Here is a 22,481-nt window from a genome sequence, read left to right as displayed (position 1 = left end):
AGCGTCAGTTCTCTGGGAACCACCGCTGTGGGCGCGGTCGGATGTTCTGCCAGACGTGCTTGATCTCGCGGTACTCGTCCAGGCCGGTCGGGCCCAGCTCGCGGCCGTTGCCGGACTGCTTGAAGCCACCCCACTCGGCCTGCGGCACGTAGGGGTGGTAGTCGTTGATCCACACCGTGCCGTGCCGCAGCCGGCCCGCGACCCGCTGCGCCCTGCCGGCGTCCTGGGTCCAGACCGCGCCGGCAAGGCCGTACTCGGTGTCGTTGGCGAGGCGGACCGCCTCCTCCTCGGTCGTGAAGCGCTCGACGGTCAGGACGGGGCCGAAGGACTCCTCGCGCACGACGCGCATGTCCTGCTTGCACTCGTCCAGGACGGTGGGCCGGTAGAAGTGTCCGGGCCCGTCGAGGCGGCGGCCGCCGCAGCGCAGCACGGCCCCCTCGGCCAGGCCCGCCGCCACGTACTCCTCGACCTTGGCCAGGTGCGCGGCGGAGATGAGCGGGCCGGTGTCGGCGTGCGGGTCGAAGGGGCCGCCCAGGCGGATCAGCTCGGCCCGCCGTACGACCTCGTCCACGAACGCGTCGTGCAGGGAGTCCTCCACCAGCAGGCGCGCGCCGGCCGAGCAGACCTGGCCGGAGTGCAGGAACACCGCGGTGAGCGCGAAGTCGACGGCCGTGTCGAAGTCGGCGTCGGCGAAGACGATGTTGGGGTTCTTGCCGCCCAGCTCCAGCGCCACCCGCTTCACGGTGGCCGCGGCGGCGGCCATGACGCGCCGCCCGGTGGCCAGGCCGCCGGTGAAGGAGACCATGTCCACGTCCGGGTGCTCGGCCAGCGGCGCGCCGACCTCCGGGCCGGCGCCGAGCACGAGGTTGGCCACTCCGTCCGGCAGCCCGGCCTCGGCCAGCGCGCGCATCAGCAGGATGGCCGTGCTGGGGGTCAGCTCGCTCGGCTTGAGCACGAACGTGTTGCCCGCGGCGAGCGCCGGGGCGACCTTCCACGTGGTCTGGAGCAGGGGGTAGTTCCACGGCGTGATGAGGCCGCAGACGCCGATCGGCTCGTGCACGATGCGGCTGATCGCGTCGTCGCGGCCGGTGTCGACGACCCGGCCCGCGTCGGTGCCCGCGACGCCGGCGAAGTAGCGCAGGCTGGCCACGCAGTCGTCGATGTCGTACTCGCTCTCCACCAGGCGCTTGCCGGTGTCGCCCGACTCGGCGCGGGCGAAGGTCTGGCGGTCGCGTTCCAGCAGGTCGGCTACCTTGTACAGCAGTGCGCCGCGCTCGCGGGCCGGCGTCGTGGGCCAGGGGCCGCCGTCGAAGGCGCGCCTGGCCGCGGCGATCGCCGCCTCGGTGTCCGCGGCGGTCCCCTCGGCCACGGTGGCCACGAGGCTGCCGTCGGCGGGCGAGTGGATGCGCCGCCGACCACCGGCGAGTGGCCTGGTCCACTCGCCCGCGATGTAGAGCTCGGTCATCGGCACACCTCGATAGTTGCGTATCGCGCAAGGCGCTGCTTAATGAGGAACAGGATTGACTCGTCTCGGAGTGTTCGTCAAGGGTTTGCCGGAATCACTGGCCAAATAAATACGTTGTGCTGAGGTTTGACCTTCTTGCCCCTTGACGTGGTTGGCCCCTGCCCTCAGTCTGTTGCGTATAAATCTCTTCTTTGCGTCATACGCAACACCGGGAGGGTGCGATGTCTCCACGTCCCGACCCTGGCCGCGAGTTCATCCTCACGGTGTCCTGCTCCGACAAGCCGGGCATCGTGTACGCGGTCAGCAGCTTCCTCGTCCAGCACGGCGGGAACATGCTGCAGAGCAAGCAGTTCAACGACCGCAAGGGTGGCGGCTTCTTCATGCGCGTGCACTTCGCCGCGCATGACGAGATCGAGCGGTTGCGCGAGGGGTTCACCTACGTGGCCGAGTCCTTCCAGATGAACTGGCAGCTGAAGGACGCGGCCACGCCCACCCGCACGCTGGTCATGGCCTCGAAGTTCGGCCACTGTGTGAACGACCTGCTCTATCGCCGCCAGGTGGGCGCGCTCAACATCGACATCCCCGCGATCGTCTCCAACCACCCCGACCTGGAGCCGCTGGCCGCCTCGTACGGCGTGCCGTACCACCACGTGCCCGTCACGGCCGCCACCAAGGACGAGGCCGAGGCGCGGATCCTGGAGCTGGTCGAGGAGTGCGACGCGGAGCTGGTGGTCCTGGCGCGCTACATGCAGATCCTCTCCGACGACCTGTGCAAGCGGCTGGAGGGGCGGGCCATCAACATCCACCACTCCTTCCTGCCGGGCTTCAAGGGCGCCAAGCCGTACCACCAGGCGCACGAGCGCGGCGTGAAGCTCATCGGGGCGACCGCGCACTACGTCACGGCCGACCTGGACGAGGGGCCCATCATCGAGCAGGACGTGGCCAGGGTGGACCACGAGCTCGAATCCGAGGACCTGGTCGCGGCCGGCCGGGACGTGGAGGCGCAGGTGCTGGCCAGGGCCGTGAAGTGGCACAGCGAGCAGCGCGTCCTGCTCAACGGCAACCGCACCGTCGTCTTCCGCTGACGTTCACGCACGAGGGCGGTGGGGGAGTGCCCCACCGCCCTCGTGTCATGCCCGGTGACGGTAGAACTCGGTCGTCTGCGGCGGCAGCGGCGTGTTGCCCAGGATGAGGTCGGCCGCCTTCTCCGCCAGCATCATGACCGGCGCGTAGATGTTGCCGTTCGTCACGTACGGCATGGCCGAGGCGTCCACCACGCGCAGCCCGTCGACGCCGTGCACCCGCATCGTGTCCGGGTCGAGCACCGACATCGCGTCCACGCCCATCCTGGCCGTGCACGAGGGGTGCAGGGCGGTCTCACCGTCCTTGGCCACCCAGTCCAGGATCTCCTCGTCGGTCTCCACGGACGGGCCGGGCGACACCTCGCCCGTGCTGAGCCCGGCCAGCGCCGGAGCCCCGAGGATCTTGCGGGCCACCCGGACGGCCTCCACCCACTCCCGCCTGTCCTGCTCGGTGGACAGGTAGTTGAAGCGCAGCGCGGGATGCTGCCGCGGATCCGTGCTCTTGATCTTCACCGAGCCGCGGGCGTCGGAGTACATGGGCCCGACGTGCACCTGGTAGCCGTGCCCGCCCGCCGGCGCCGAGCCGTCGTAGCGCACGGCCAGCGGCAGGAAATGGAACATCAGGTTGGGGTAGTCGACCTCGTCGTTGCCGCGGACGAAGCCGCCCGCCTCGAAGTGGTTGGTCGCCCCCGGCCCGCCGCGCAGGAAAAGCCACTGCGCGCCGATCCAGGGGTGGCGCCACTTCTGCAGGTTCGGCTGCATCGAGACCGGCTCGCGGCAGCCGTGCTGGATGTAGACCTCCAGGTGGTCCTGCAGGTTCTCGCCCACGCCCGGCAGGTCGTGCACGACGTCGATGCCGAGCTCGCGCAGCTCGTCGGCGTTGCCGATCCCGGACAGCTGCAGCAGCTGCGGCGAGTTGATCGCGCCGCCGCACAGGATGATCTCGCCCGCGCGGACCCGGCCGCCGTCGAACTCGACGCCGACGGCCCTGTTCCCGTCGAAGACGACCTTCGTCACCAGCACGCGCGTCTTGACGGTCAGGTTGGGCCGCTTCATGACCGGGTGCAGGTACGCCCTGGCAGCGCTCAGGCGGCGGCCGCGCCGGATGTTGCGGTCGAAGCGGGCGAAGCCCTCCTGACGGTAGCCGTTCACGTCGTCGGTCAGGGGATAGCCGGCCTGCTGCACCGCCTCGAAGAACGCGTCGTACAGCGGCGTGCTCGCCGCCCCGCGCTCCAGCACCAGCGGCCCGCCGTGGCCGCGCCACGGCGTGTCGGGGTCGGCCAGGCAGTTCTCCATCCGCTTGAAGTACGGCAGGCAGTGGGCGTAGTCCCAGCTCTTCATCCCGGGATCGGCGCCCCACCGCTCGTAGTCCAGCGGGTTGCCGCGCTGGAAGATCATGCCGTTGATGCTGCTGGAGCCGCCGAGCACCTTGCCGCGAGCGTGATAGATCCGCCGGCCGTGCATGTGGGGCTCGGGCTCCGACTCGTAGCGCCAGTCGTAGAAGCGGTTGCCGATGGGGAAGGGCAGGGCCGCGGGCATGTGGATGAACACGTCCCACGGGTAGTCCGATCGGCCCGCCTCCAGGACGAGCACCCGCGTGGCAGGGTCCGCGGAGAGCCGGTTCGCCAGCGCGCTGCCGGCCGAGCCGCCTCCGACGATGACGAAGTCGTATTGATGTGACGTCATGGTGCCTCGTCTCGCTCGCGCGTTTCGCCAAATCGTAGCGCTATACGCATTGCGTTTCACTACTCGCAACAGGAGATCTTTTGGTCGTACGTTAGACGGAGTTCCCTCTAGCACTTAGAGTTTCGCTATGGGCAACGATTCGGGCAGCGGGGGCGTGCAGTCGGTCGATCGGGCGATCAGCGTGCTGGAGATCCTCTCCCGGCGGGGCGAGGCAGGGGTCAGCGAGGTCGCCGCGGAGATCGACGTGCACAAGTCGACCGCGTTCCGGCTGCTCGGCGCGCTCGAGGCGCGCGGCCTGGTCGAGCAGGCCGAGGAACGCGGCAAATACCGGCTCGGCTTCGGCATCATCCGCCTGGCCGGCGGCGTCAACACCCAGCTCGACGTCACCCAGCGGGGGCGCCCGGTCTGCCAGCGCCTGGCGGAGGAGTTCGGCGAGACGGTCAACATCGCCGTGCTCCGCTCCAGCTACGCCGTCAACCTCGACCAGGTCCGCGGCGCCTCGGCGGTCACCACCTACAACTGGGTCGGCCAGATCACGCCGTTGCACGCCACCTCCAGCGGAAAGGTGCTGATGGCCCATCTGGACGAGCGCCAGCGCGAGCGGGTGCTGTCCGACGGGGCCCTGGAGTCCTTCACGCCCCGCACGGTCACCGACGTCGCCCAGCTCGAGGAGCAACTGGCCGAGATCAAGCAGGCCGGCTACGGCTACTGCCTGGAGGAGCTGGAGGAGGGGCTGAACGCCATGGCGGCGCCCATCCGCTCCTACCACGGCGACGTCGTCGCCGCGGTGAGTGCCTCCGGCCCCGCCTACCGCTTCACCGCCGAGCGCATGCACGAGCTCGCTCCCGTCCTGATCGGCGGGGCCGACGAGATCAGCCGCCGCCTCGGGTACGCCGGCTGAGCCGGACCACGATGCTCTTGGAGGTCGGGGTGTTGGAGGTCTCGGCCACCGAGTCGAGCGGCACCAGCACATTGGTCTCCGGGAAGTAGGCGGCGCAGCAGCCGCGGGCGGTCGGATAGGCGATGACTCTGAACCCCTCGGCGGTGCGCTCGCCGTCGGGCCACTCGCTGACCAGGTCGATCACGTCGCCGTCGGCCAGGTCGCGCTCCGCGAGGTCGCCGGGGTGGACGAAGACCACCCTGCGGCCGTTCTTGACACCGCGGTAGCGGTCGTCGAGGCCGTAGACGGTGGTGTTGTACTGGTCGTGGCTGCGTACGGTCTGCAGCAGCAGCCGACCCGGCGGCACCCGCAGGACCTCCAGCCGGTTGACGGTGAAGCCCGCCCTGCCGGTGGCGGTGGGGAAGCGGCGCTCGTCCCTGGGCGCGTTGGGCAGCGCGAAGCCGGCCTCCGCGCGGCCGTTGAAGTCCTCGAAACCGGGGATCACCCGTGCGATGCGGTCGCGGATCGTGGCGTAGTCCCGCTCGAAGCCCGCCCACGGCTCCTCGCCGAACAGCTCGCGGCCCAGCCGGGCGACGATCGCCACCTCCGGCAGCAGGTCCGGGGAGGCGGGCGCGAGCCGGCCGCGCGAGGCGTGCACCAGCCCCATCGAGTCCTCGACGGTGACGAACCCGGCCGGGTCGCGCTCGGTGCGGCCCAGCGTGGGCAGGATGAGCGCCCGCTCGCCGCACACCGCGTGCGAGCGGTTGAGCTTGGTGGAGACCTGCACGGTCAGCCTGGTACAGCGCAGCGCCGCCTCGGTGACGCGGCTGTCGGGGGTGGCGCGGACGAAGTTGCCACCCATGCCGACGAAGACCTTCGCCTCGCCGTCGCGCATGGCCCGGATGGCCTCGACCGTGTCCAGCCCGTGGTGCCGGGGCGGCTCGAAGCCGAACTCCCCGGCCAGCGCGTCCAGGAAGTCCTTCGAGGGCTTCTCGTAGATGCCCATGGTCCGGTCGCCCTGGACGTTGGAGTGGCCGCGCACCGGGCACAGGCCCACGTTGCCGCGCAGCAGCTGGAAGTTGACCACCTCGCGGATGGTGGCCACGGAGTTGCGGTGCTGGGTGAGCCCCATGGCCCAGCAGACGACGACGGACCCGGCGTTCCTGACGTCGCGGGCCGTCTCCTCCAGCTCCTGCCGGGTCAGGCCGGTCGCCTCCAGCACCTCCGCCCAGTCCAGGCCGGTCAGGTGCGCCTTCCACTCCTCGAAGCCGCTGGTGTGCTCGGCGATGAACGCCTCGTCGGCGGTGTCGAGCAGCAGCAGCGACAGCGCCTGGAACAGCGCCATGTCGCCGTTGAGCCGGATCTGCAGGAACCGGTCGGCCAGCGCGGTGCCCGCGGCCAGCCCGGACGGCCGCTGCGGGTTCTTGAAGCGCAGCAGCCCGGCCTCGGGCAGCGGATTGACCGCGACGATCCGCGCGCCGCCGCGCTTGGCCTTCTCCAGGGCGGTGAGCATGCGGGGGTGGTTGGTGCCCGGGTTCTGGCCGACCACGAAGATCAGGTCGGCCCGATGCAGGTCGTCGAGCGACACGGTGCCCTTGCCGATCCCGATCGTCTCGGTGAGCGCGGCGCCGCTGGACTCGTGGCACATGTTGGAGCAGTCGGGCAGGTTGTTGGTGCCGAACCGGCGCACCAGCAACTGGTAGGCGAAGGCCGCCTCGTTGGAGGTGCGGCCCGAGGTGTAGAAGACCGCCTGGTCGGGGCTGTCCAGCGCGCGCAGCTCCGCCGCGATCATGCCGAACGCCTCCGCCCAGCCGACGGGCTCGTAGTGCTCGGCGCCGGCGGGCTTGTACATCGGCTCGGTCAGCCTGCCCTGCTGCCCCAGCCAGTAGTCGCTCATCCCGGCCAGCTCGCTCACCGGATGGGCGGCGAAGAACTCGCGGGTGACACGCCGGGTCGTGGCCTCCTCGGCCACCGCCTTGGCGCCGTTCTCGCAGAACTCGGCCGGGCTGCGGTGCTCGCCCTCCGGCCAGGCGCAGCCGGGGCAGTCGAAGCCGCTCTTCTGGTTGACGCGCAACAGCGTCAGCGCGGTGCGGCCGACCCCCATCTGCTGGTGGGCGATGCGCAGGGCGTGGCCCACCGCGGGCAGGCCGCCCGCCCAGTCCTTGGGCGGGCCGGTCGTCAGTCGTTCGTCGTCGTGCTCGTTCACCCGACGCGGTCCTGGACCCAGTCGTGGAAGGCGCCGATGTGGTGCTCGCTGGGCACCAGCACGCCGCCCTTGGCGTACGTACGCGAGCTCATCTGCGGCTGGCACCGCTCGCACGCCTCGAAGTCCTGCTCGTTGACCCGGTGGAACAGCTCCACCGACTTGTCCAGGTCCTTGCCGCCCGCCACGACGCCGGGCAGGTAGAGCCAGTCGCACTCGACCACCGTGCGGTCCACCGCCAGCGGGAACATGCGGTGCACGATCACGTGGTCGGGCACCAGGTTGATGAACACCTGCGGCTTGATCGTGATCGCGTAGTAGCGGCGGTCCTGCTCCTCGCTGACGCCCGGGATGCGGTCGAGCCCCTCGGAACCGTCGACGGTGAAGCCCTGGATCTCCTCGCCGAACTCGGCGCCGTGGCCCACGAAGTACTGAGCCGCGTAGCCGTCGGCGAACTCCGGCAGCACCTCGGTCAGCTCGGGATGGATCGTGGCGCAGTGGTAGCACTCCATGAAGTTCTCGATGATGAGCTTCCAGTTCGCCTTCACGTCGTAGACGATCCTGCGGCCCACCTCCAGACCGGCCACGTCGTAGTTCTCGAGCAGCTCCAGCGAGCCGAGCCGCTCGGTCACCGCGCTCAGCACGTCCTCCTCGAAGGAGGGCGGCTCGTCGGCCAGGCACACCCACACGTAGCCGAGCCACTCGCGCACGTGCACCTTCACCAGGCCGTACTCCACCCGGTCCAGGTCGGCCATCTTGGTCAGGTTGGGCGCGGCGATCAGCTTGCCGTCCAGGTCGTAGGTCCAGGCGTGATACGGGCACTGGAAGGCCCGCTTCACCTCGCCCGACTCCTCCGTGCGCAGCGTCGCGCCGCGGTGGCGGCAGACGTTGAAGAACGCGCGCACCGACATATCGCGCGCCCTGGTGACGAGGATGCTCTCGGAGCCGACCTGAACGGTCTTGAACGAGCCCGGCTTGGGCAGGTCGGCCGAGCGCACCACGCAGAACCACATCGCCTCGAAGATGTTCCGCTGCTCCGCGGCGAAGATCTCGGGGTCCACGTAGTAGCGACCGGGGAGGGTGGGGATCACGCTTGACGTGGTGGTGGTCACGGGCAGTACTCCTCTGAGACAGGCCGGGTCAGTGCCCTCGGCGGATCCAGTCCTCGAGCTGCGGAGCCTCGGCTCCGATGCTGGTGTCCTCACCGTGTCCGGTGTGCACCACGGTCTCGCCGGGCAGCGTCAGCAGCGTCCGGCTGATCGACGAGATGATCGTCGGGAAGTCGCTGTACGACCTGCCCGTCGCGCCGGGGCCGCCCTTGAACAGGGTGTCCCCGGAGAACAGCACGCCGAGCTCCGGCACGTACAGGCACACCGCGCCCGGCGCGTGCCCCGGCGTGTGCAGCACGTGCACGGCGGAGCCGCCCACCTTCAGGATTTGGCCGTTGGCCAGCCTTCCGCCGGGCGTGGCCGTCCGGTGGGTCAGCTTCCACAGCACCTCGTCGTCGGGATGGAGCAGCACGGGTGCGCCGGTGAGCTCGGCCAGCTCGGGGGCGGCGTTGACGTGGTCGTCGTGCGCGTGCGTGCACACGATCGCGCTCACCCGGCGGTCACCCACGGCCTCGGCGATGGCGGAGGCGTCGTGGGCGGCGTCGATGACCAGGACCTCCTGGTCGTCGCCCACCAGCCACACGTTGTTGTCGACCTCCCACGTCCCGCCGTCCAGGCTGAACGTGCCCGAGGTCACCAGGCGCTCGACCCGCATTACTGTGCCTCCTTGGCCGGGCTCCGCCCGGCGGTGCTGTGATGGATGTCCTCGCTCCGCTGCGGATCCATCACAGCGCCACCACCGACCGCAGCACCTCGCCGCGGTGCATCTTGGCGAAGGCGTCCTCGACGTCGTCCAGGCCGATGGTCTCGCTGACGAACGCGTCGAGGTCGAGACGTCCCTGCAGGTAGAGGGAGATCAGCATGGGGAAGTCGCGGCCGGGCAGGCAGTCGCCGTACCAGCTGGACTTCAGCGCGCCGCCGCGGCCGAACACGTCGAGCAGCGGCAGCTCCAGCGTCATCTCCGGCGTGGGCACCCCGACCAGGACCACGGTCCCCGCCAGGTCGCGGGCGTAGAAGGCCTGCTGGTACGTCTCCGGCCGGCCGACCGCGTCGATCACGACGTCCGCGCCGAACCCGCCGGTCAGCTCCCTGATCGCCTCGACCGGGTCGCCGTCCTTGGCGTCGACCGTGTGCGTCGCGCCGAGGCCGCGGGCCCACTCCAGTTTCCGGCCGTCCACGTCGACCGCGATGATCGTGGTCGCGCCGACCAGCCGCGCGCCCGCGATGGCCGCGTTGCCGACGCCGCCGCAGCCGATCACCGCCACCGAGTCGCCCCTGCTGACCCCGCCGGTGTTCACCGCGGCGCCGAGACCGGCCATCACGCCGCAGCCGAGCAGCCCCGCCGCGGCGGGGGAGGCGGCCGGGTCGACCTTGGTGCACTGGCCCGCGGCCACGAGCGTCTTGTCGGCGAACGCGCCGATGCCCAGCGCCGGGCTGAGCGGGGTGCCGTCGGCCAGGGTCATCTTCTGGGTGGCGTTGTGGGTGGCGAAGCAGTACTGCGGGCGGCCGCGCAGGCACGCCCGGCACGAGCCGCACACGGCCCGCCAGTTCAGGATCACGAAGTCGCCGGGCGCGACGTCGGTGACACCGTCGCCGACCGACTCCACCACGCCGGCCGCCTCGTGGCCGAGCAGGAACGGGAAGTCGTCGCTGATGCCGCCCTCGCGATAGTGCAGGTCCGTGTGGCAGACCCCGCAGGCCTGGACCTGGACCAGCGCCTCGCCGGGTCCCGGGTCCGGCACCAGGATGGTCTCCAGGCTGACCGGCTTGCCCTTGCCGGTCGCGACGACCCCGCGTACTTCATGAGCCATGATTCACTCCTGTCTCAGCCGACCTGAACCGGCGCCGTTTCGAGCTGCCGCCGCCACCGGGTGAACAGCCGTACCTGGTTGACCCCGAGGACCGCGACCGGGCGGTCGCCCTGCCGGTAGACCGCGAGGAAGCTGTGCTCGGCCGGGTCGCCCTCCTCCACGCTGACCGTATCCGCGTCCGCGGCGTGCCCGATGAACTGGATCTTCACATCGAACTGGTCGGACCAGATATAGGTGGGCCGCCGCGCCTCGGCGCGGGCGGTGCCGCCGGACAGCAGCGTGGCCGCCGCGACCGAGGCCCGCTGCCGGGCTCCCGTCCAGTGCTCGATCCTGTGGTGCCTGCCCTGGACGGGGTCGAACCAGGCGGCGCAGTCGCCCACGGCCACGATGCCGGGGGCGGAGGTGCCGCCCGCCTCGTCACACAGTACGCCGTCGCCCAGGTCGAGGCCGCTGCCCCGGAGCCAGTCGATGGCGGGCACGGCGCCGATCCCGACGACCACGACGTCCGCGGGCAGGTGGGTGCCGTCCGCCAGCCGTACCCCGTCCACCCGGTCCTCGCCGGTGAGGCCGGACACGACCGTGCCGGACAGCAGCCGCACCCCGCGCCGCTCGTGCAGCGCGGCCAGCGCCTCGGCCATCGGCACGCCGACGACGCGGGCCAGCGGCGCCGGGCCGGACTCGACCAGCGTCACGTCCAGGCCGAGGTCGCGGGCGGTGGCGGCGACCTCGGCGCCGACGAAGCCGCCGCCGATCACCACCAGCCGCCCGCCCGCCTCCAGGTCGGCGCGCAGGGAGCGGGCGTCGTCCAGGGTGCGCAGCGTGTGCACGCCGGCCAGGTGGCCGGCGGCGGGAAGCCGGCGGGCGGTGGCGCCGGTGGCGATGACAATGCCGTCGGCCCGCACCGAGGTGCCGTCGCTCAGCTCGACGCGGCGCTCCCCGGGGTCCAGGGCCACGGCGGCCACGCCGAGCCGCCACTCCGCGTCCAGCTCCTCGCCCTCGCCCTCGCTCTCCAGCGCCAGGTCGGCCTCGGCCAGGTCGCCGCGCAGGAAGTCCTTCGACAGCGGCGGGCGGTCATAGGGTCGGTGGCGCTCGTCCCCGACCAGCACCAGCCTGCCCCGGTAACCCTGGGCGCGCAGCGCCCTGGCGGTCAGCAGCCCGGCGAGGGAGGCGCCGACGACGCAGATCGTGTTCACACCTGCCCCTTGACGGTGACGCCCGGCGGCAGGTTGGGTGGCGCCTCGGACTGCTTGACATAGATGACGCCGTCGTCGACCACCACCTCGTGCGTGCGCACGGGGCGCTTGGCCGGTGGCGCGTCCACCTGGCCGGTGCGCAGGTCGAAACGCGAGGCGTGCAGCGGGCACTCGATCTCGCACCCCTCCAGCCAGCCGTCGGCGAGCGAGGCGTCCTGGTGGGTACAGGTGTCATCGATGGCGAAGATCTCGCCGTCCTCGGTGTGGAAAACCGCGATCGGCGGGTCGGCCTCGACGCGAAGGGCCTCGCCTCGAGGGAGTGACGCCAGTGGGCACGCTGGGATCATCCTGTCACCCCGGTTTCGTAAAGAGAAACGTCTAGCGCTATACGCAACAGAGTGAGGGTGTGGCGGGGAGATGTCAAGGCTGATTTGTCGGACTTAGACCCCAGTGTCCGGCCGCCTCGCCGCGTCCGTGGATGCCGTGCGCCGACGGGGGAGGCGAGGGATGCCGGACCCCCGGCGAGCACGGCACCAGGACAGCGCCGGCGACCGCTCGCCCACGACGCCCGGCACCGCCGCGGAGGCCGGCCGGCCGCTGCGCGCCGCTTCCCAGCAGCACGGGCAGGACCAGGAGCGCCACCGCACCGGAGGGATGCCCCCGTGCGATGAGCTTCCCGCCGATGAGCGAGTAGGCGTCGTACGACAGCCCGGCGAGGGGCGCCACCGCCGCCCCTGGGCGATCACGTTCCGCTCGACGCTGTGGTCGGCGAGATCGCCGTAGAGGTCGGCCATCTCCGCGTCGAGGTCCCGGTGCCGCGCCCGGCGGCGCAGCGCGCTGCGGCGGTGGTCGGCCAGCACGTTGCGGGCCACTCCGTAGACCCAGAGCCTCGCCTCCGCGCCCGAGGGCAGTTCGTCGATCTTGCGCCAGACGATGACGAAGGTCTCGGCGACGACGTCGGCCGCGTCCTGCGGCGAGTCGCAGCGGCGTCCGGCGTAGGCGGTGATCTGGTCGTAGGTCGCCCCGGTAGGCCGCTTCGAACCTGTGCGTGTCAGCTGACACAGGCGGTTCCCATCGTGACGTCCTCCACTTCCGGTACGGGTACGAACGCTCCCTTCATGGGTGGAGGCGCCCCGATCATTTCGCCCGGAACCGGAAAATCTTGGGCGGCCTCGCCGCTCTCCAGCCCGGAGTGGCTCTTGGAGAGCGGCGAGGCGCGCGTCACGCGGGAAGGGGCTCAGCCCGTGTAGTCGGTGGTGCGGGTCTCGCCGGACGGCCACAGGTATCTGCCGTGGTCGGCCGTCGTGAAGTTCTTGTTGTCGTCTCCCGTACGGGCCTGGATGAGGTTGCGGCGCCAGGTGGAGCCGCGCGCCGACCCGCCCCAGATGTTGCCGTACAGGAAGCCGTACAGCTGCTCGAGTTCGGCCGAGAAGACGTTGTCGGTGACGGTGATGTTCGTGGCGTTGTTCTCGACGCCGATGCTGAGCGCGTATCCCCAGCCGGAGACGTAGTTGTTCGTGACCGAGATGTGGTCGTACACGCCGTTGCCCTGCAGGGCCAGGCCGTTGGTGTTGCCCAGGGAGGCCAGGGTGTTGTGGTGGACGATCATGGGGCCGCCGTTGCCTTCGCTCTGCGGGCCTATGCCGTCGTGGTGGTATTCGTCATGCGACGTATCGGCCATGTCGTGGATGTAGTTGTTCGTCCACGTCGACGGGCGGTCCGGGAAACCCGTCACCATGATCATGCCGGCGTTGCCCCAGATGTCGTTGTGATCCATGACGGCCACGGCTTCCTTCATCGTCGTGGCGAGCTGCCAGGAATCCTCGAAGGGCGTGCCCGGCTTGGTGTGGGACGACGAGACGGTGCCGTCGTTGCCGGGCGGCATCGCGTAGGAGCTCGGCTTGAACGTCGAGTACAGGAACTTGATGTTGTTGTCCGAGTAGATCTGGACGAGGTTGTCGTTGGGGTTGGTGCCCTCGAACAAGCAGCCGACGAACGTGAGGTTGTCGCCGTAGATCAGCACCTTCAGGCCGAGGAAGCGCTTGTAGGAGATGACGCTGTTGTCCGGGAACTCGAGCCTCAGCGGTTTGTCGGCGCTCATGCCCGCCGCGTAGTCGGTGAGCTTGCCCGGGTACGCGCCCAGCCCCAGGCCTCCGGCGTTGGCCGGCGTGTTGGCGTAGCCGGTGTTCGAGAAGTCCGGCCAGTAGCCTGAGCCGTCGTTGGGCCGGGCGTCGATGGGGTTCACGACCTCCTCCGCACCGCGCGCACGGAATTCGCCACCGGTGACGACGCTCGTGGAGAGGGCGGCGGCGAGGCAGGCGAGGGCGACGGCGGCGGAGAAGGAGCTCCGGGCGAACGCGCGGGCGAGGGGTAAGCGCCGGCGATTCTCGACGTCCTGGCGATGTGATGTCTTGATGTCGTGCTCCGATCGGGTCGACTACGTGTCCCGCCCCGTGCCGTCCGGCGGCAGAGGCGATCTTTCGGCACCACGTAGTGTGCCGGGGAGCTCCGGTATTTCGGGCGATTTCTTATGACCACATGGCGCAGCCGAAAACTGTCTCCCCGTGATCACCCGCGCTCTTGCTGGGGGAAAAGGTGTGAGTCGAGGCGAAACGAGCGGAAGGTTTCTCGCCATTTCTTGATGTCAGAGAACGCACCCGAAGTGGCGGGCGATGCGCACCGGTTCACCGGTATGTACGACGAATGCCGACAACGCGTCTGGGCCTACGTGGTCAGTCGCGCGGGACGGCAGGTGACGGACGAGGTGACCGAGCCCGATGGGCGTCCTGCGGGCGCCGGCCGCGCCGCCGGAGGATGACCGGGAGATTCTCGTTCTGGGCACCTTGCATGCTGTCCGCCAGGGCGACCGCCCGCGTCATCGGCTGCTCGCCGGCGGCGTACCGCGTGTGGCCGCATCAGGCCCGTAAGCGGCTCAAGCAGGCCAGGGCCGGCGAACTGGCCAGGGGCTCGCGTCGCGGTGAGCCCGCCCAGCCGTCCCTGCCCCACGTGCGGAACTCCAGCGAGGAGCGGTCATGAATCTCACGGATGAGCTCCCGGCCGCGCGGTCTGCGCATCTCGTCACGGCTGGCCCACTGCACGCGGCCCGAAGCCGCCACGGACTCTCGGCCCGGCCGAGAGGCTCGCCCGCCCGCTGCGCGCGGCCCGAAGCCGCTACGGACAGCGGCTCGGCCGGAGGGCCACCCGCCCACAGCGCTCGACTCGACGCCGCCACGAACACCGGCCCGGTCGAGTGGCTCGCCCGCCCGCTGGGCGTCACCAGCCCGTCCGGGTACGAGACGTCCGGCAGCAACCGCCGCGTGTACGCCATCGGCAGGAAGATCAGCAGCTGCTCGGCCGGCCACGGCTCGACGCCGGCCAGCCGTTCCCCTGCCTCCTTGTCACGCGGCGGTTCCGTACCCGCGCAGAACGCGGTGGCTCCGTACCCCCATACAACGCGGCGATTTCCCACCTCGACAGCCGCGTCAACCCCCGTCGGCGCAACCCTGCTTCCGGCCCGAGGGTGCCCATGTCCAGCTCGAACCGTCCGTACGGTGGTCGCGCCGCATCGGCTGTCAGCGGACCTGCGTAGAGGCCTCGACGACGTGGCAGCCTTGGGCGTCGCCGGAAGCGGTGGACCACGTCCCTTGCTGGCCGGAGACCTTGGTCACCCACGGGCCGACGATCGTTCTCGTGTAGGGGTAGTGAGCCGAGTTGCACTTCGCGGCAACCCGGTAGCTGCCGAAGCCGGACGCGCACAGTGCGCCCGCCACGTTCGTTGTCGTGTTAACGGAAGTGAAGCAATTCCATACTTCGGCGTGCGCCGGGGTGGCGGTACCGGCGAGGACTATCGCGCCGGCTGCCGCGGCAGCCAGGGCCCGGAGGACGTTACCCATGGCGTCTCCTTTGCGCCTTCAGCTTGGCTTACGCGCTTCATGCTTCCGCGTGCGCATGATCCGAGGACAGGGCATCAGGAGGGCATCTACCGGCCATTTCGCGTCAACGCGAGCACCCCGGTGCCGGCTGCGAGTCGCCTGACCCGGGAGCCACGGGGACTCACGAGGTCAGGGGATGAGGGAGACTTCAGGGAAGCGGGTGTCGGGGCCCTCGAACAGGCGGGTCGGCTTGCCCCGCAGGTGCAGGTCGAAGAAGGCCCCGACGTAGGCGCGCTGGGCCGCCACCGAACGACCGGGATCGATCGTACCCACGTAGTCCGCGAGCGGCACCTTGGAAAGCTTGGCCGCGATCTGCGGCAGCAACGGCTGCAGATCGGTGAACGAGCCGTGGGCCGCACCCTTGAAGCGCAGCTCCCGCTTCCACCCGGTCGAGGCCCGCCAGAACGACTTCCAGCCCGGCTCGCCGGCACGCGTGTGGGTCTCGGCCGCCAGCTGCAGGAACGGCCTGGCCACACCGCGCGTGGCCACCGGGCCGACATAGGAGCGGTCGAGGTTGACGGCCGCGTCCACACGGGCGTCGTCGCGGGTCAGCTGCGCGGCGACCGACCCGCCCAGCGACTGTCCCAACGCCCCCACCCGTGAGGCGTCGGGCGCGCCGAGCATCCCCTTGGGCAGCTCGCCGCCGATCGGGCGGCCGTGGGCCAGGGCGGTGACCTGGTCCAGGACGTACCGCATGTCCGCCAGGCGCGCCCGCGCGTGGTCGGCCAGCAGCTTGGCGATGACCTTCGGCGTCAGCTTCGCGGGCAGCGGCAGGGCGCGTACCAGGCGTCGGCCGGGAAACTCCACCTGGTCGGCCTCGTAGGTGTGGTCGACGGTGACGACCAGGTAGCCGCGCGAGGCCAGGTCCTCGACCAGGGTGGTGCCCAGCGTACGCGGCCCGCCGTCCCCCGAACTGAACAGCACCACCGGCAGCCTGCCCGCACGCGGCTCGACCGGCGCGCCCACGCGGGCGTGGGTGCGCGTGGCGGCCCAGGCGACGGCGCCCTTCGCGACGCCCAGGGGCGGAGCCGAGTGCCGATCCCAGTCGGCGGCGGCCAGCGGCGCCATGTGCGGCGCGAGCGGCCCGCCGCCTGCCGCCGGATACCACAGGCTGATCATCAGTTCTCGGTACGGCTTGGCCGCCATCAGCGGATCGGGCCGCGAGCGGTCCACCAGCCGCATGGCCACGGTCCCGACCGGATACGGGCCGCCGGGCGCGGGCAGGCTCACCCCAATCGGGCTCGCGGCGTCGGCACCGGCACCGGCACTGGACGCGGGCAGGGAGACCACCAGCACCAGCACGGCCAGCCCGGCGACCCTACCCGCGACCTTGCCTCCGACCTTGCCTCCGACCTTGCCCGTCACTGTGCCCGCGGCCGTGCCTGCGGCTGTGCCCGCGGCCGTGCCTGCGGCTTTTGCGACGGCGGACGCTGGGCTCTTGGAGATGGCGGACGAACCGGTGGCCTGGGCGCCCATGGCCAGATCAGGATTTTTCGTGACAACGGACATGCGAAAGCTCCTTCATCGGAAAGGGATGTCCGACAGGCTGACAGCCGGCACGCCCGCGGGACAGCGGCGGAGGTAGCACGCGCGCCTGCGACTTTCGGATGACCGTCATCCCCGAGGACGAGCGGGAGCGAACCCGCAGGACAACTAGGGTGAAGCGCATGAACCCAGCCGACCGTCTGGCGGCCCGCCTCACCGCGCTGAGCCGATGGTCGACCCTGCCCGCCGACGCGCTGCTGGCCGCCGCGCTGTTCCTGGCCACGCTCGGACCCGGCCAGGTGCTGTCGGGTCCCCCATGGCTGCTCGCGCTGCAGACGGCGCTGGTCGCGCCGCTGGCCTGGAGGCGGTGCGCTCCGATGACGGTCCTGAGCGCGATCGGCCTCGCCGCCGCCGTTCAGTGGGCGTTGGACGTGCAGCTTCCCGCCGACGCCGCCCTCCTGGTGGCCCTCTACACGGTCGCCGCGCACCGCCCGTGGCGTCACACCCTGCCGGCGGCGCTCGCGTTGCAGGCCGGGGTGCTGCTGGCCGCAGCCCGCTGGGCGCCGCCCGGCCAGTTCCCCTTCACGGTGGCCGCGCTGAGCGCGATGGCGGCCGCCGCCCTCATGGCCGGCCTGTGGATGCGGGCACGGAGGGCGTACGTGACCTCCCTGGAACGTGACCGCGAGCAGCGGGCCCGGCTGGCCGTCGCTGACGAACGCGCGCGGATGACCCGCGACATGCACGACATCGTCACCCACAACCTGTCGGTCATGGTGGCGCTGGCCGACAGCGCCGCCTACGTCCGCCACAGCGCGCCGGATCGGGCCGCGGCGGCGATGGAGCACATCGCCGCGACGGGACGCCAAGCCCTGCAGGACATGCGCCGCTCCCTGAGCACCGGCCACGCCACCTCGGACGAGGACTGTCTCGACGAGATGCTTCAGCCCGCGCCCGGGATCGCCGAGCTCGCTCCGCTGGCCGAACGGATGCGCGCGGCCGGGCTGGCGACGGGTGTCCGGGTGGCCGGTGACGCCGGGGTGGTGCCCGCCGCCGCCCAGCTGACGATCTACCGGCTGGTTCAGGAGGCGCTGACGAACACGCTGCGGCACGCGTCCGGGGCTCGCGCAGAGGTACGGGTCGACGTATCGTCGCGCCGTGCCGAGGTGGAGGTCGTCGACGTTCGCGAGCCGGTCGTGCCTGGCGACCCCGGGCCCTTCGACGCCGGGCCTCTCGACGCCGGGCCCCTCGCTCCCGGGACTCTCGACTCCGGGACGTGGGTGTCGGGGCCCCGTTCCGGGCTCCGGGGCGATGGGCGCGGGATCGCGGGCATGCGGGAACGGGTGGCCGCCTACGGCGGGACCCTGGACGCCGGGCCGGTGGCGGGCGGCGGATGGCGGGTGCTGGCCGTGCTGGACCTGGGAGCGCCACGATGATGCGGCTGCTGATCGCCGACGACGAGTCGCTGCTGCGGATGGCCTTCCGCATGGTCTTCGAGGCCGAGCCGGACATGGAGGTGGCCGGGGAAGCGGACGACGGCGAGCAGGCAGTCCGGCTGGCGCGGCACCTGCGTCCGGACGTGGTGCTGATGGACGTGCGCATGCCCGGCCTGGACGGCATCGAGGCCACCCGCAGGATCGTGCGCGACAGCCCGCGCTCGCGCGTGCTCATCCTGACCACCTTCGACCTGGATGAGTACGCCTTCGCCGGGCTGAAGGCCGGAGCGGCCGGGTTCCTGCCGAAGAACACGCGGCCACCGGAACTGCTGAGCGCGATCCGCAACGTCGCGGCCGGAGAGGCGGCGCTGTCCGCGCGCGTCACCCGACGCGTGCTGGAGAGGTTCGCGCCGCAGATGACGCCGGGGCCCGCCGAGCGGGATGAACGGCTGGCGCAGCTGACCGCGCGCGAGCACGAGGTGCTGGTGCAGGTGGCGCGCGGGCTGTCCAACGCCGAGGTCGCCGCGGCGTTGCACCTGGCGGAGGCGACGGTCAAGACACATCTGAGCCGCGTACTGGTCAAGCTCGGGCTGCGCGACCGCGCCCAGGTGGTGGTCTTCGCCTACGAAACCGGCCTCATCCGCCCCTCCACCCCCGACTTCTGACCACCGCGCCCGAACCACCGTTCACATGGGGGCGGGCGGAGCCAGGAGGAAGGCCCGTAGACGCAGCGACTCCAGGCGTCACGACGGTCACCGCGCGGCCGGCCAACTCCGCGAACAGCTATTGCCCCAGCCGGTCCCCGCGCGGTCGGCCAACTCCTCGATGGCCGAGGCCACTGCATCCTGCGCGCCTGCCTGGTCGCAGGCGGCGATGATGCCGAAGAAGCCGGATGAGCCGCCCCCCGGTCGCTGACGCGCAGCACCGGGGCGAAGGTCCTGCGGCGGCTGCCATCGGCCGGCACCGGCACATGGTCGTCGCTGCTCAGTGGCAGCGCATGTCGAACCCGGGTTCGTGATATCCGTCGAAGAACTCCACGATGACGCCCTTGAACCCGCCCCGCCATGATCCGCTCGGGTTGACGTACACGGTGCCGGAGAGCGCGCGGCCTTCGACCCCCTCGATCGCGGCGAACTCGTAGTAGCGTGCGATCTCGGCGTCCGGCAGCTTGGTGAGCAGGGACATGTGGACCAGATAGTCGCAATGATTGCTGTTGCCCGACTGAATACCCACCCTGCCCTCCACGCCGCGATCATCTGTCTCCGTGTCGGGCGGGAGCGGGAACATGCTCACCCGCTCCTCCAGCCGGGCCAGCTTCTCGTCGTTCCGCCACTCGGGGACCTTGAACAGCAGGACGTAGGCGACGACGCAGGCAAGGAGCCCCAGGCACACGTAGAACGGCCACCTGCTCCGCTGCTTCGGTAACGCCTCCGGGGCCGCCTCGGTCAGCACCATGCCATCCTCCAGCGCGTTCGTTGGGTGATCACCATTGAACAACACGGAACGGTGAGGGGGTACGCCCTCATGCTCTCCGAGGCCCACTGGGAAGATGTGGAGGTCGTTCCCCTCAACGAAAGAGAATCCTCAGCATGGCCGTCATCCACCACACCGACCTCAAGCCGACCAAGCTGGAACTGCTCACCTCCTGGCTACCCACCCGGCCGTGGTACCTGGGCGGAGCGGGCGAACCGGAATTGGCCAAAGCCGGCGGCTTCCGGCTGGACGACCCCCAGGGTGAGGTCGGGATCGAGTTCATGGTGGTCACGGACGCCTCGGGCACTCAGCCGATCAGCTACCTGGTACCGCTCACCTATCGCGGTGCCCCGCTCGACGGGGCGGAGCACGCCCTCGTCGGCACCATGGAGCACGGGGTGCTGGGGCGGCGCTGGGCCTACGACGGCTGCCACGACCCGGTGCTGGTCGCCCAGTTGCAGGCTCTGATCGAGGGCCGGGTCCAGGCCCAGGACCAGAACACCAGCGACACTCCCGACCGGGAGGTCACCCGCTCCTACCTCGGTGGTAGCCCCGCCCCCACGGACTTCTCCGCCACTGCCGTCGACGACCACGAGGGCACTGAGCTGCCCGCACCGGACGGCACGACCTTGCGTTTGCACCGGGTCCTGCGGCCTGCCCCGGACGACGCGCCGGAAGTGACTGGCTACGTCGCCGGGTCCTGGCAGCTGCCGGACGGCACCCGCGCGCGGGGGCTGTTCGTGGCCTTGCACACCGGCCCTCGTACCTGAGGAACGCCGCGATCGCGCGAGGAGGCCCACGACTGACCGCCGACTCGCCGGTATCCGTACGGATCTGGCGCGGCTGGTAGTTCTACAGAAGGCGCCCGTGGGCCGGCTGACTGCCGGTGGCCGTCGGGTGGTCCGGTATGACCATCGCGACACCGGCAGGTCGGCGACCGTGGACTTCGAGAGGGAGCCGTATACCTGAGGGACGATGTGTTGCGGGTGTTGGATGCGCATGGTCTCGGGAGTGCGCATCTGGTGTGTCATTCGGCGGGTGGGTTGCTGGGGCAGTTGATCGCGGTGGAGCGGCCGGGGCGGGTGCGTTCGCTGACGGTTATCGGTTCTTCGCCGCTCGGTGGGGGTGAGGGGATGGTGATCATGCGGGCGTTGATGGGCCGGCCTCAGCCGGAGGGGAGCCTGCCGGGGCCGGCGCCGGAGTTCGTGGCCCACTACCAGGGGCTGATGGCGAGTCCGCCGCCGGCTGATCGGCGTGAGCGGATCGAGGCGATGATCGCTGAGCAGCGGGTGCTGCATGGCACGGGGTTGCCGTTCGACGAGGACGCTGCTCGTCGTCTGCAGGAGCGCATCTTTGACCGCGCCCGGGATCTGGATGCGGTGGTGAATCACCGCTTGGCTGCGATGGCTCAGCCGGATTTCGAGCCGGTGGGTGTGCTGGATCGGGTGAAGGTGCCGACGTTGGTGATCGAGGGCACTCATGAGCCGGCCAAGCAGGGTCATGGTGTGATCATCGCCGAGGGGATCCCGGGAGCGCGGTTGATGATGGTCGAGGGTATGGGGCATACGTTGCCGCCGGAGGTGCACGAGGAGCTGGCGGCCGCCATCCTCGCGCACACAACCACGTGACCCGCGTCGTCGAACACTGCCCCAGATGAAGCGTCCAAGGCAGATCAACACGGAGCACGGCGGGCTGGACGGGCCGCGGGCGAGCCGTACGGCGCGTTGAGCATCGTGCTTCGTGCAACGGCCACCGCGAACAGGGCGCAGGCACGATCGGGGCAGCACCGAAGGAGTTGAACTGAGCCGATCATGCGGGCGCGGCCGGAATGCGGCACAGCGTCGTGGGTGGTTGCTCGGTGCAGGGGGAGTGCTGGATGAGCGGCAAGGGGTGACTCAGCTCATGCCGACGGTCTGCCGCTCGGGCTCGATGACGGCGACGATGCGCTCCTCATCTCGGCCGTAGGGCCTGCCGAGGTACTTCATGGAGATCTGGTCGATGATCTTCCAGGCCGCGTCGCCGTCGAGCCATTCGATGACCCGGCCGCGGACGATGACGGGCTGGAACGGGTTGTCGGCGGGCGTTATGGAGAGCGCCACTCGCGGGTCGCGGTGCAGGTTGCGGGCCTTGCGCGACTGCGGACCGGTGAGGAAGACGATGTGGTCTCCGTGGGTGCCGACCCAGAGCGGGACGGTGTGGGGCGAGCCGTCCGGCAGGACGGTGGCGAGGTGGGCCAGCGAAGTGCCGTCGAGGACGCGGCGTACGTCGGGGTTGAGCATCTTCTTCTCCTTGCAGGGGTTGCGGCGACTGCGGTGGTGACGTTGTAAGGGGGTGTGAGCGCTGATCGGCGCTCGACCTCGTTGTGGAGGTGGGTGACGCCCGGTGCCGGTACGGCTTCGACCAGGCGGAGGTGTACGTGCTCGGGCAGCGCCTGGAAGAAGGGGCGGCCGCCGCCGGGCAGGATGTGCACCTGGTGGAGGATCACCTCGTCGACGAGTCCCCGGTGGTGATGAGGGTCTGCCGCTCGGTCATCTCGGGCGCGCTCATGGTGGCGAATCCTTTCTGGGGTTCCTTGAAGAGACTCTATGACCGTAGCACGCCAAGTTCCTTAAGGGAACTCCAATGGGTAGACTAACCCCATGCAACGCACCAACTTCGGCGACATGGCCTGCTCCATCGCCCGCACCCTCGACGTCATCGGAGAGCCCTGGTCACCCCTGATCCTGCGC

At 70.5% G+C, this 22,481-nt stretch carries 22 protein-coding genes and 1 pseudogene; 9 read left to right on the top strand and 14 right to left on the bottom strand.

Annotated elements, in window-relative coordinates; all coding sequences use genetic code 11:
• Window positions 1–4: 4 nt before the first annotated feature.
• Window positions 5–1,465, bottom strand: coding sequence for an aldehyde dehydrogenase family protein (locus ABZX61_RS26785; RefSeq protein WP_350734512.1), 1,461 nt, complete (start codon window positions 1,463–1,465; stop codon window positions 5–7).
• Window positions 1,466–1,686: 221 nt separating this feature from the next.
• Here ABZX61_RS26785 and purU point away from each other — a divergent pair, with 221 nt between their 5' ends.
• Window positions 1,687–2,550 carry a formyltetrahydrofolate deformylase gene (purU, locus tag ABZX61_RS26780; protein ID WP_350734514.1) on the top strand — a complete coding sequence of 288 codons (864 nt, stop codon included), beginning with the start codon at window positions 1,687–1,689 and terminating at the stop codon, window positions 2,548–2,550.
• A gap of 45 nt (window positions 2,551–2,595) precedes the next feature.
• Here the strand turns inward: purU and betA are convergent, their stop codons facing one another.
• Window positions 2,596–4,233, bottom strand: coding sequence for a choline dehydrogenase (gene betA, locus ABZX61_RS26775; protein ID WP_355198626.1), 1,638 nt, complete (start codon window positions 4,231–4,233; stop codon window positions 2,596–2,598).
• A gap of 127 nt (window positions 4,234–4,360) precedes the next feature.
• Here betA and ABZX61_RS26770 point away from each other — a divergent pair, with 127 nt between their 5' ends.
• Window positions 4,361–5,134: an IclR family transcriptional regulator gene (locus ABZX61_RS26770; protein ID WP_355198624.1), complete on the top strand. Its 774-nt coding sequence runs from the start codon at window positions 4,361–4,363 to the stop codon at window positions 5,132–5,134.
• Here ABZX61_RS26770 and ABZX61_RS26765 read toward each other — a convergent pair.
• The 6 genes from ABZX61_RS26765 to ABZX61_RS26740 form a co-directional block, all read right to left on the bottom strand.
• A complete protein-coding gene (locus ABZX61_RS26765; protein ID WP_355198622.1) occupies window positions 5,106–7,319 on the bottom strand; it encodes an FdhF/YdeP family oxidoreductase in 2,214 nt (737 codons plus the stop codon). The two genes, ABZX61_RS26770 and ABZX61_RS26765, sit on opposite strands and share 29 nt — an antisense overlap.
• The gene (locus tag ABZX61_RS26760; RefSeq protein WP_355198620.1) at window positions 7,316–8,428 is read right to left on the bottom strand and encodes an aromatic ring-hydroxylating dioxygenase subunit alpha; all 1,113 of its coding nucleotides are present in this window, start codon (window positions 8,426–8,428) and stop codon (window positions 7,316–7,318) included. The genes ABZX61_RS26765 and ABZX61_RS26760 overlap by 4 nt, the downstream gene beginning before the upstream one ends.
• A 28-nt stretch (window positions 8,429–8,456) precedes the next feature.
• Window positions 8,457–9,080, bottom strand: a complete 624-nt coding sequence (locus tag ABZX61_RS26755; protein WP_355198618.1) for an MBL fold metallo-hydrolase — start codon at window positions 9,078–9,080, stop codon at window positions 8,457–8,459.
• Between the two features lie 70 nt (window positions 9,081–9,150).
• Window positions 9,151–10,236, bottom strand: a complete 1,086-nt coding sequence (locus ABZX61_RS26750; protein WP_355198616.1) for an S-(hydroxymethyl)mycothiol dehydrogenase — start codon at window positions 10,234–10,236, stop codon at window positions 9,151–9,153.
• Between the two features lie 14 nt (window positions 10,237–10,250).
• On the bottom strand, window positions 10,251–11,429 hold the full coding sequence (locus ABZX61_RS26745) for an FAD-dependent oxidoreductase (protein ID WP_355198614.1): 1,179 nt from the start codon (window positions 11,427–11,429) through the stop codon (window positions 10,251–10,253).
• Complete coding sequence (locus ABZX61_RS26740) at window positions 11,426–11,776, bottom strand: bifunctional 3-phenylpropionate/cinnamic acid dioxygenase ferredoxin subunit (protein WP_185074514.1); 351 nt, start codon at window positions 11,774–11,776, stop codon at window positions 11,426–11,428. Before ABZX61_RS26740 ends, ABZX61_RS26745 begins: the two co-directional genes overlap by 4 nt.
• A gap of 160 nt (window positions 11,777–11,936) precedes the next feature.
• Here ABZX61_RS26740 and ABZX61_RS26735 point away from each other — a divergent pair, with 160 nt between their 5' ends.
• Window positions 11,937–12,212, top strand: a complete 276-nt coding sequence (locus ABZX61_RS26735; protein WP_355199323.1) for a hypothetical protein — start codon at window positions 11,937–11,939, stop codon at window positions 12,210–12,212.
• Window positions 12,213–12,319: 107 nt separating this feature from the next.
• Here ABZX61_RS26735 and ABZX61_RS26730 read toward each other — a convergent pair.
• Window positions 12,320–12,709: pseudogene (locus ABZX61_RS26730) on the bottom strand (sigma factor); the annotation flags it as partial.
• A complete protein-coding gene (locus ABZX61_RS26725) occupies window positions 12,667–13,674 on the bottom strand; it encodes a hypothetical protein (protein WP_355198612.1) in 1,008 nt (335 codons plus the stop codon). The gene ABZX61_RS26725 and the pseudogene ABZX61_RS26730, both read right to left, overlap by 43 nt.
• Before the next feature lie 602 nt (window positions 13,675–14,276).
• On the opposite strand from ABZX61_RS26725, the gene ABZX61_RS26720 reads away from it, so the two are divergent.
• Window positions 14,277–14,465, top strand: a complete 189-nt coding sequence (locus tag ABZX61_RS26720; protein WP_355198610.1) for a hypothetical protein — start codon at window positions 14,277–14,279, stop codon at window positions 14,463–14,465.
• A 536-nt stretch (window positions 14,466–15,001) separates the two neighbouring features.
• Here ABZX61_RS26720 and ABZX61_RS26715 read toward each other — a convergent pair.
• Window positions 15,002–15,322, bottom strand: coding sequence for a hypothetical protein (locus ABZX61_RS26715; protein ID WP_350734536.1), 321 nt, complete (start codon window positions 15,320–15,322; stop codon window positions 15,002–15,004).
• A 168-nt stretch (window positions 15,323–15,490) separates the two neighbouring features.
• On the bottom strand, window positions 15,491–16,870 hold the full coding sequence (locus ABZX61_RS26710) for a lipase (RefSeq protein ID WP_355198608.1): 1,380 nt from the start codon (window positions 16,868–16,870) through the stop codon (window positions 15,491–15,493).
• Window positions 16,871–17,028: 158 nt separating this feature from the next.
• Between ABZX61_RS26710 and ABZX61_RS26705 the strand changes: the two genes are divergently transcribed.
• Together ABZX61_RS26705 and ABZX61_RS26700 are read left to right on the top strand one after the other, a co-directional pair.
• Window positions 17,029–18,279 carry a histidine kinase gene (locus ABZX61_RS26705; protein ID WP_355198606.1) on the top strand — a complete coding sequence of 417 codons (1,251 nt, stop codon included), beginning with the start codon at window positions 17,029–17,031 and terminating at the stop codon, window positions 18,277–18,279.
• A complete protein-coding gene (locus ABZX61_RS26700; protein ID WP_355198604.1) occupies window positions 18,276–18,944 on the top strand; it encodes a response regulator transcription factor in 669 nt (222 codons plus the stop codon). The genes ABZX61_RS26705 and ABZX61_RS26700 overlap by 4 nt, the downstream gene beginning before the upstream one ends.
• A 319-nt stretch (window positions 18,945–19,263) precedes the next feature.
• Here the strand turns inward: ABZX61_RS26700 and ABZX61_RS26695 are convergent, their stop codons facing one another.
• The gene (locus ABZX61_RS26695; protein ID WP_355198603.1) at window positions 19,264–19,734 is read right to left on the bottom strand and encodes a hypothetical protein; all 471 of its coding nucleotides are present in this window, start codon (window positions 19,732–19,734) and stop codon (window positions 19,264–19,266) included.
• A 134-nt stretch (window positions 19,735–19,868) separates the two neighbouring features.
• Between ABZX61_RS26695 and ABZX61_RS26690 the strand changes: the two genes are divergently transcribed.
• Both ABZX61_RS26690 and ABZX61_RS26685 read left to right on the top strand, forming a co-directional pair.
• Window positions 19,869–20,522 (top strand): 1,4-alpha-glucan branching protein, encoded by a 654-nt coding sequence (locus ABZX61_RS26690; protein WP_355198601.1) that lies wholly within the window; start codon window positions 19,869–19,871, stop codon window positions 20,520–20,522.
• Window positions 20,523–20,738: 216 nt separating this feature from the next.
• Window positions 20,739–21,380, top strand: coding sequence for an alpha/beta hydrolase (locus tag ABZX61_RS26685; protein ID WP_355199303.1), 642 nt, complete (start codon window positions 20,739–20,741; stop codon window positions 21,378–21,380).
• 267 nt (window positions 21,381–21,647) lie between these two features.
• On the opposite strand, the gene ABZX61_RS26680 is transcribed toward ABZX61_RS26685, so the two are convergent.
• Window positions 21,648–22,031, bottom strand: coding sequence for a PPOX class F420-dependent oxidoreductase (locus ABZX61_RS26680; protein WP_355198600.1), 384 nt, complete (start codon window positions 22,029–22,031; stop codon window positions 21,648–21,650).
• 89 nt (window positions 22,032–22,120) lie between these two features.
• On the opposite strand from ABZX61_RS26680, the gene ABZX61_RS26675 reads away from it, so the two are divergent.
• Window positions 22,121–22,387: a hypothetical protein gene (locus tag ABZX61_RS26675; protein ID WP_355198598.1), complete on the top strand. Its 267-nt coding sequence runs from the start codon at window positions 22,121–22,123 to the stop codon at window positions 22,385–22,387.
• The last annotated feature ends 94 nt before the right edge of the window (window positions 22,388–22,481 follow it).

The sequence above is a fragment of the Nonomuraea sp. NPDC003709 genome (assembly GCF_040610775.1).
Lineage (GTDB): Bacteria > Actinomycetota > Actinomycetes > Streptosporangiales > Streptosporangiaceae > Nonomuraea > Nonomuraea angiospora_A.
The sequence above is the reverse complement of the archived record's forward strand: the minus strand, read 5'-3'. Positions and strand labels throughout refer to the sequence as shown.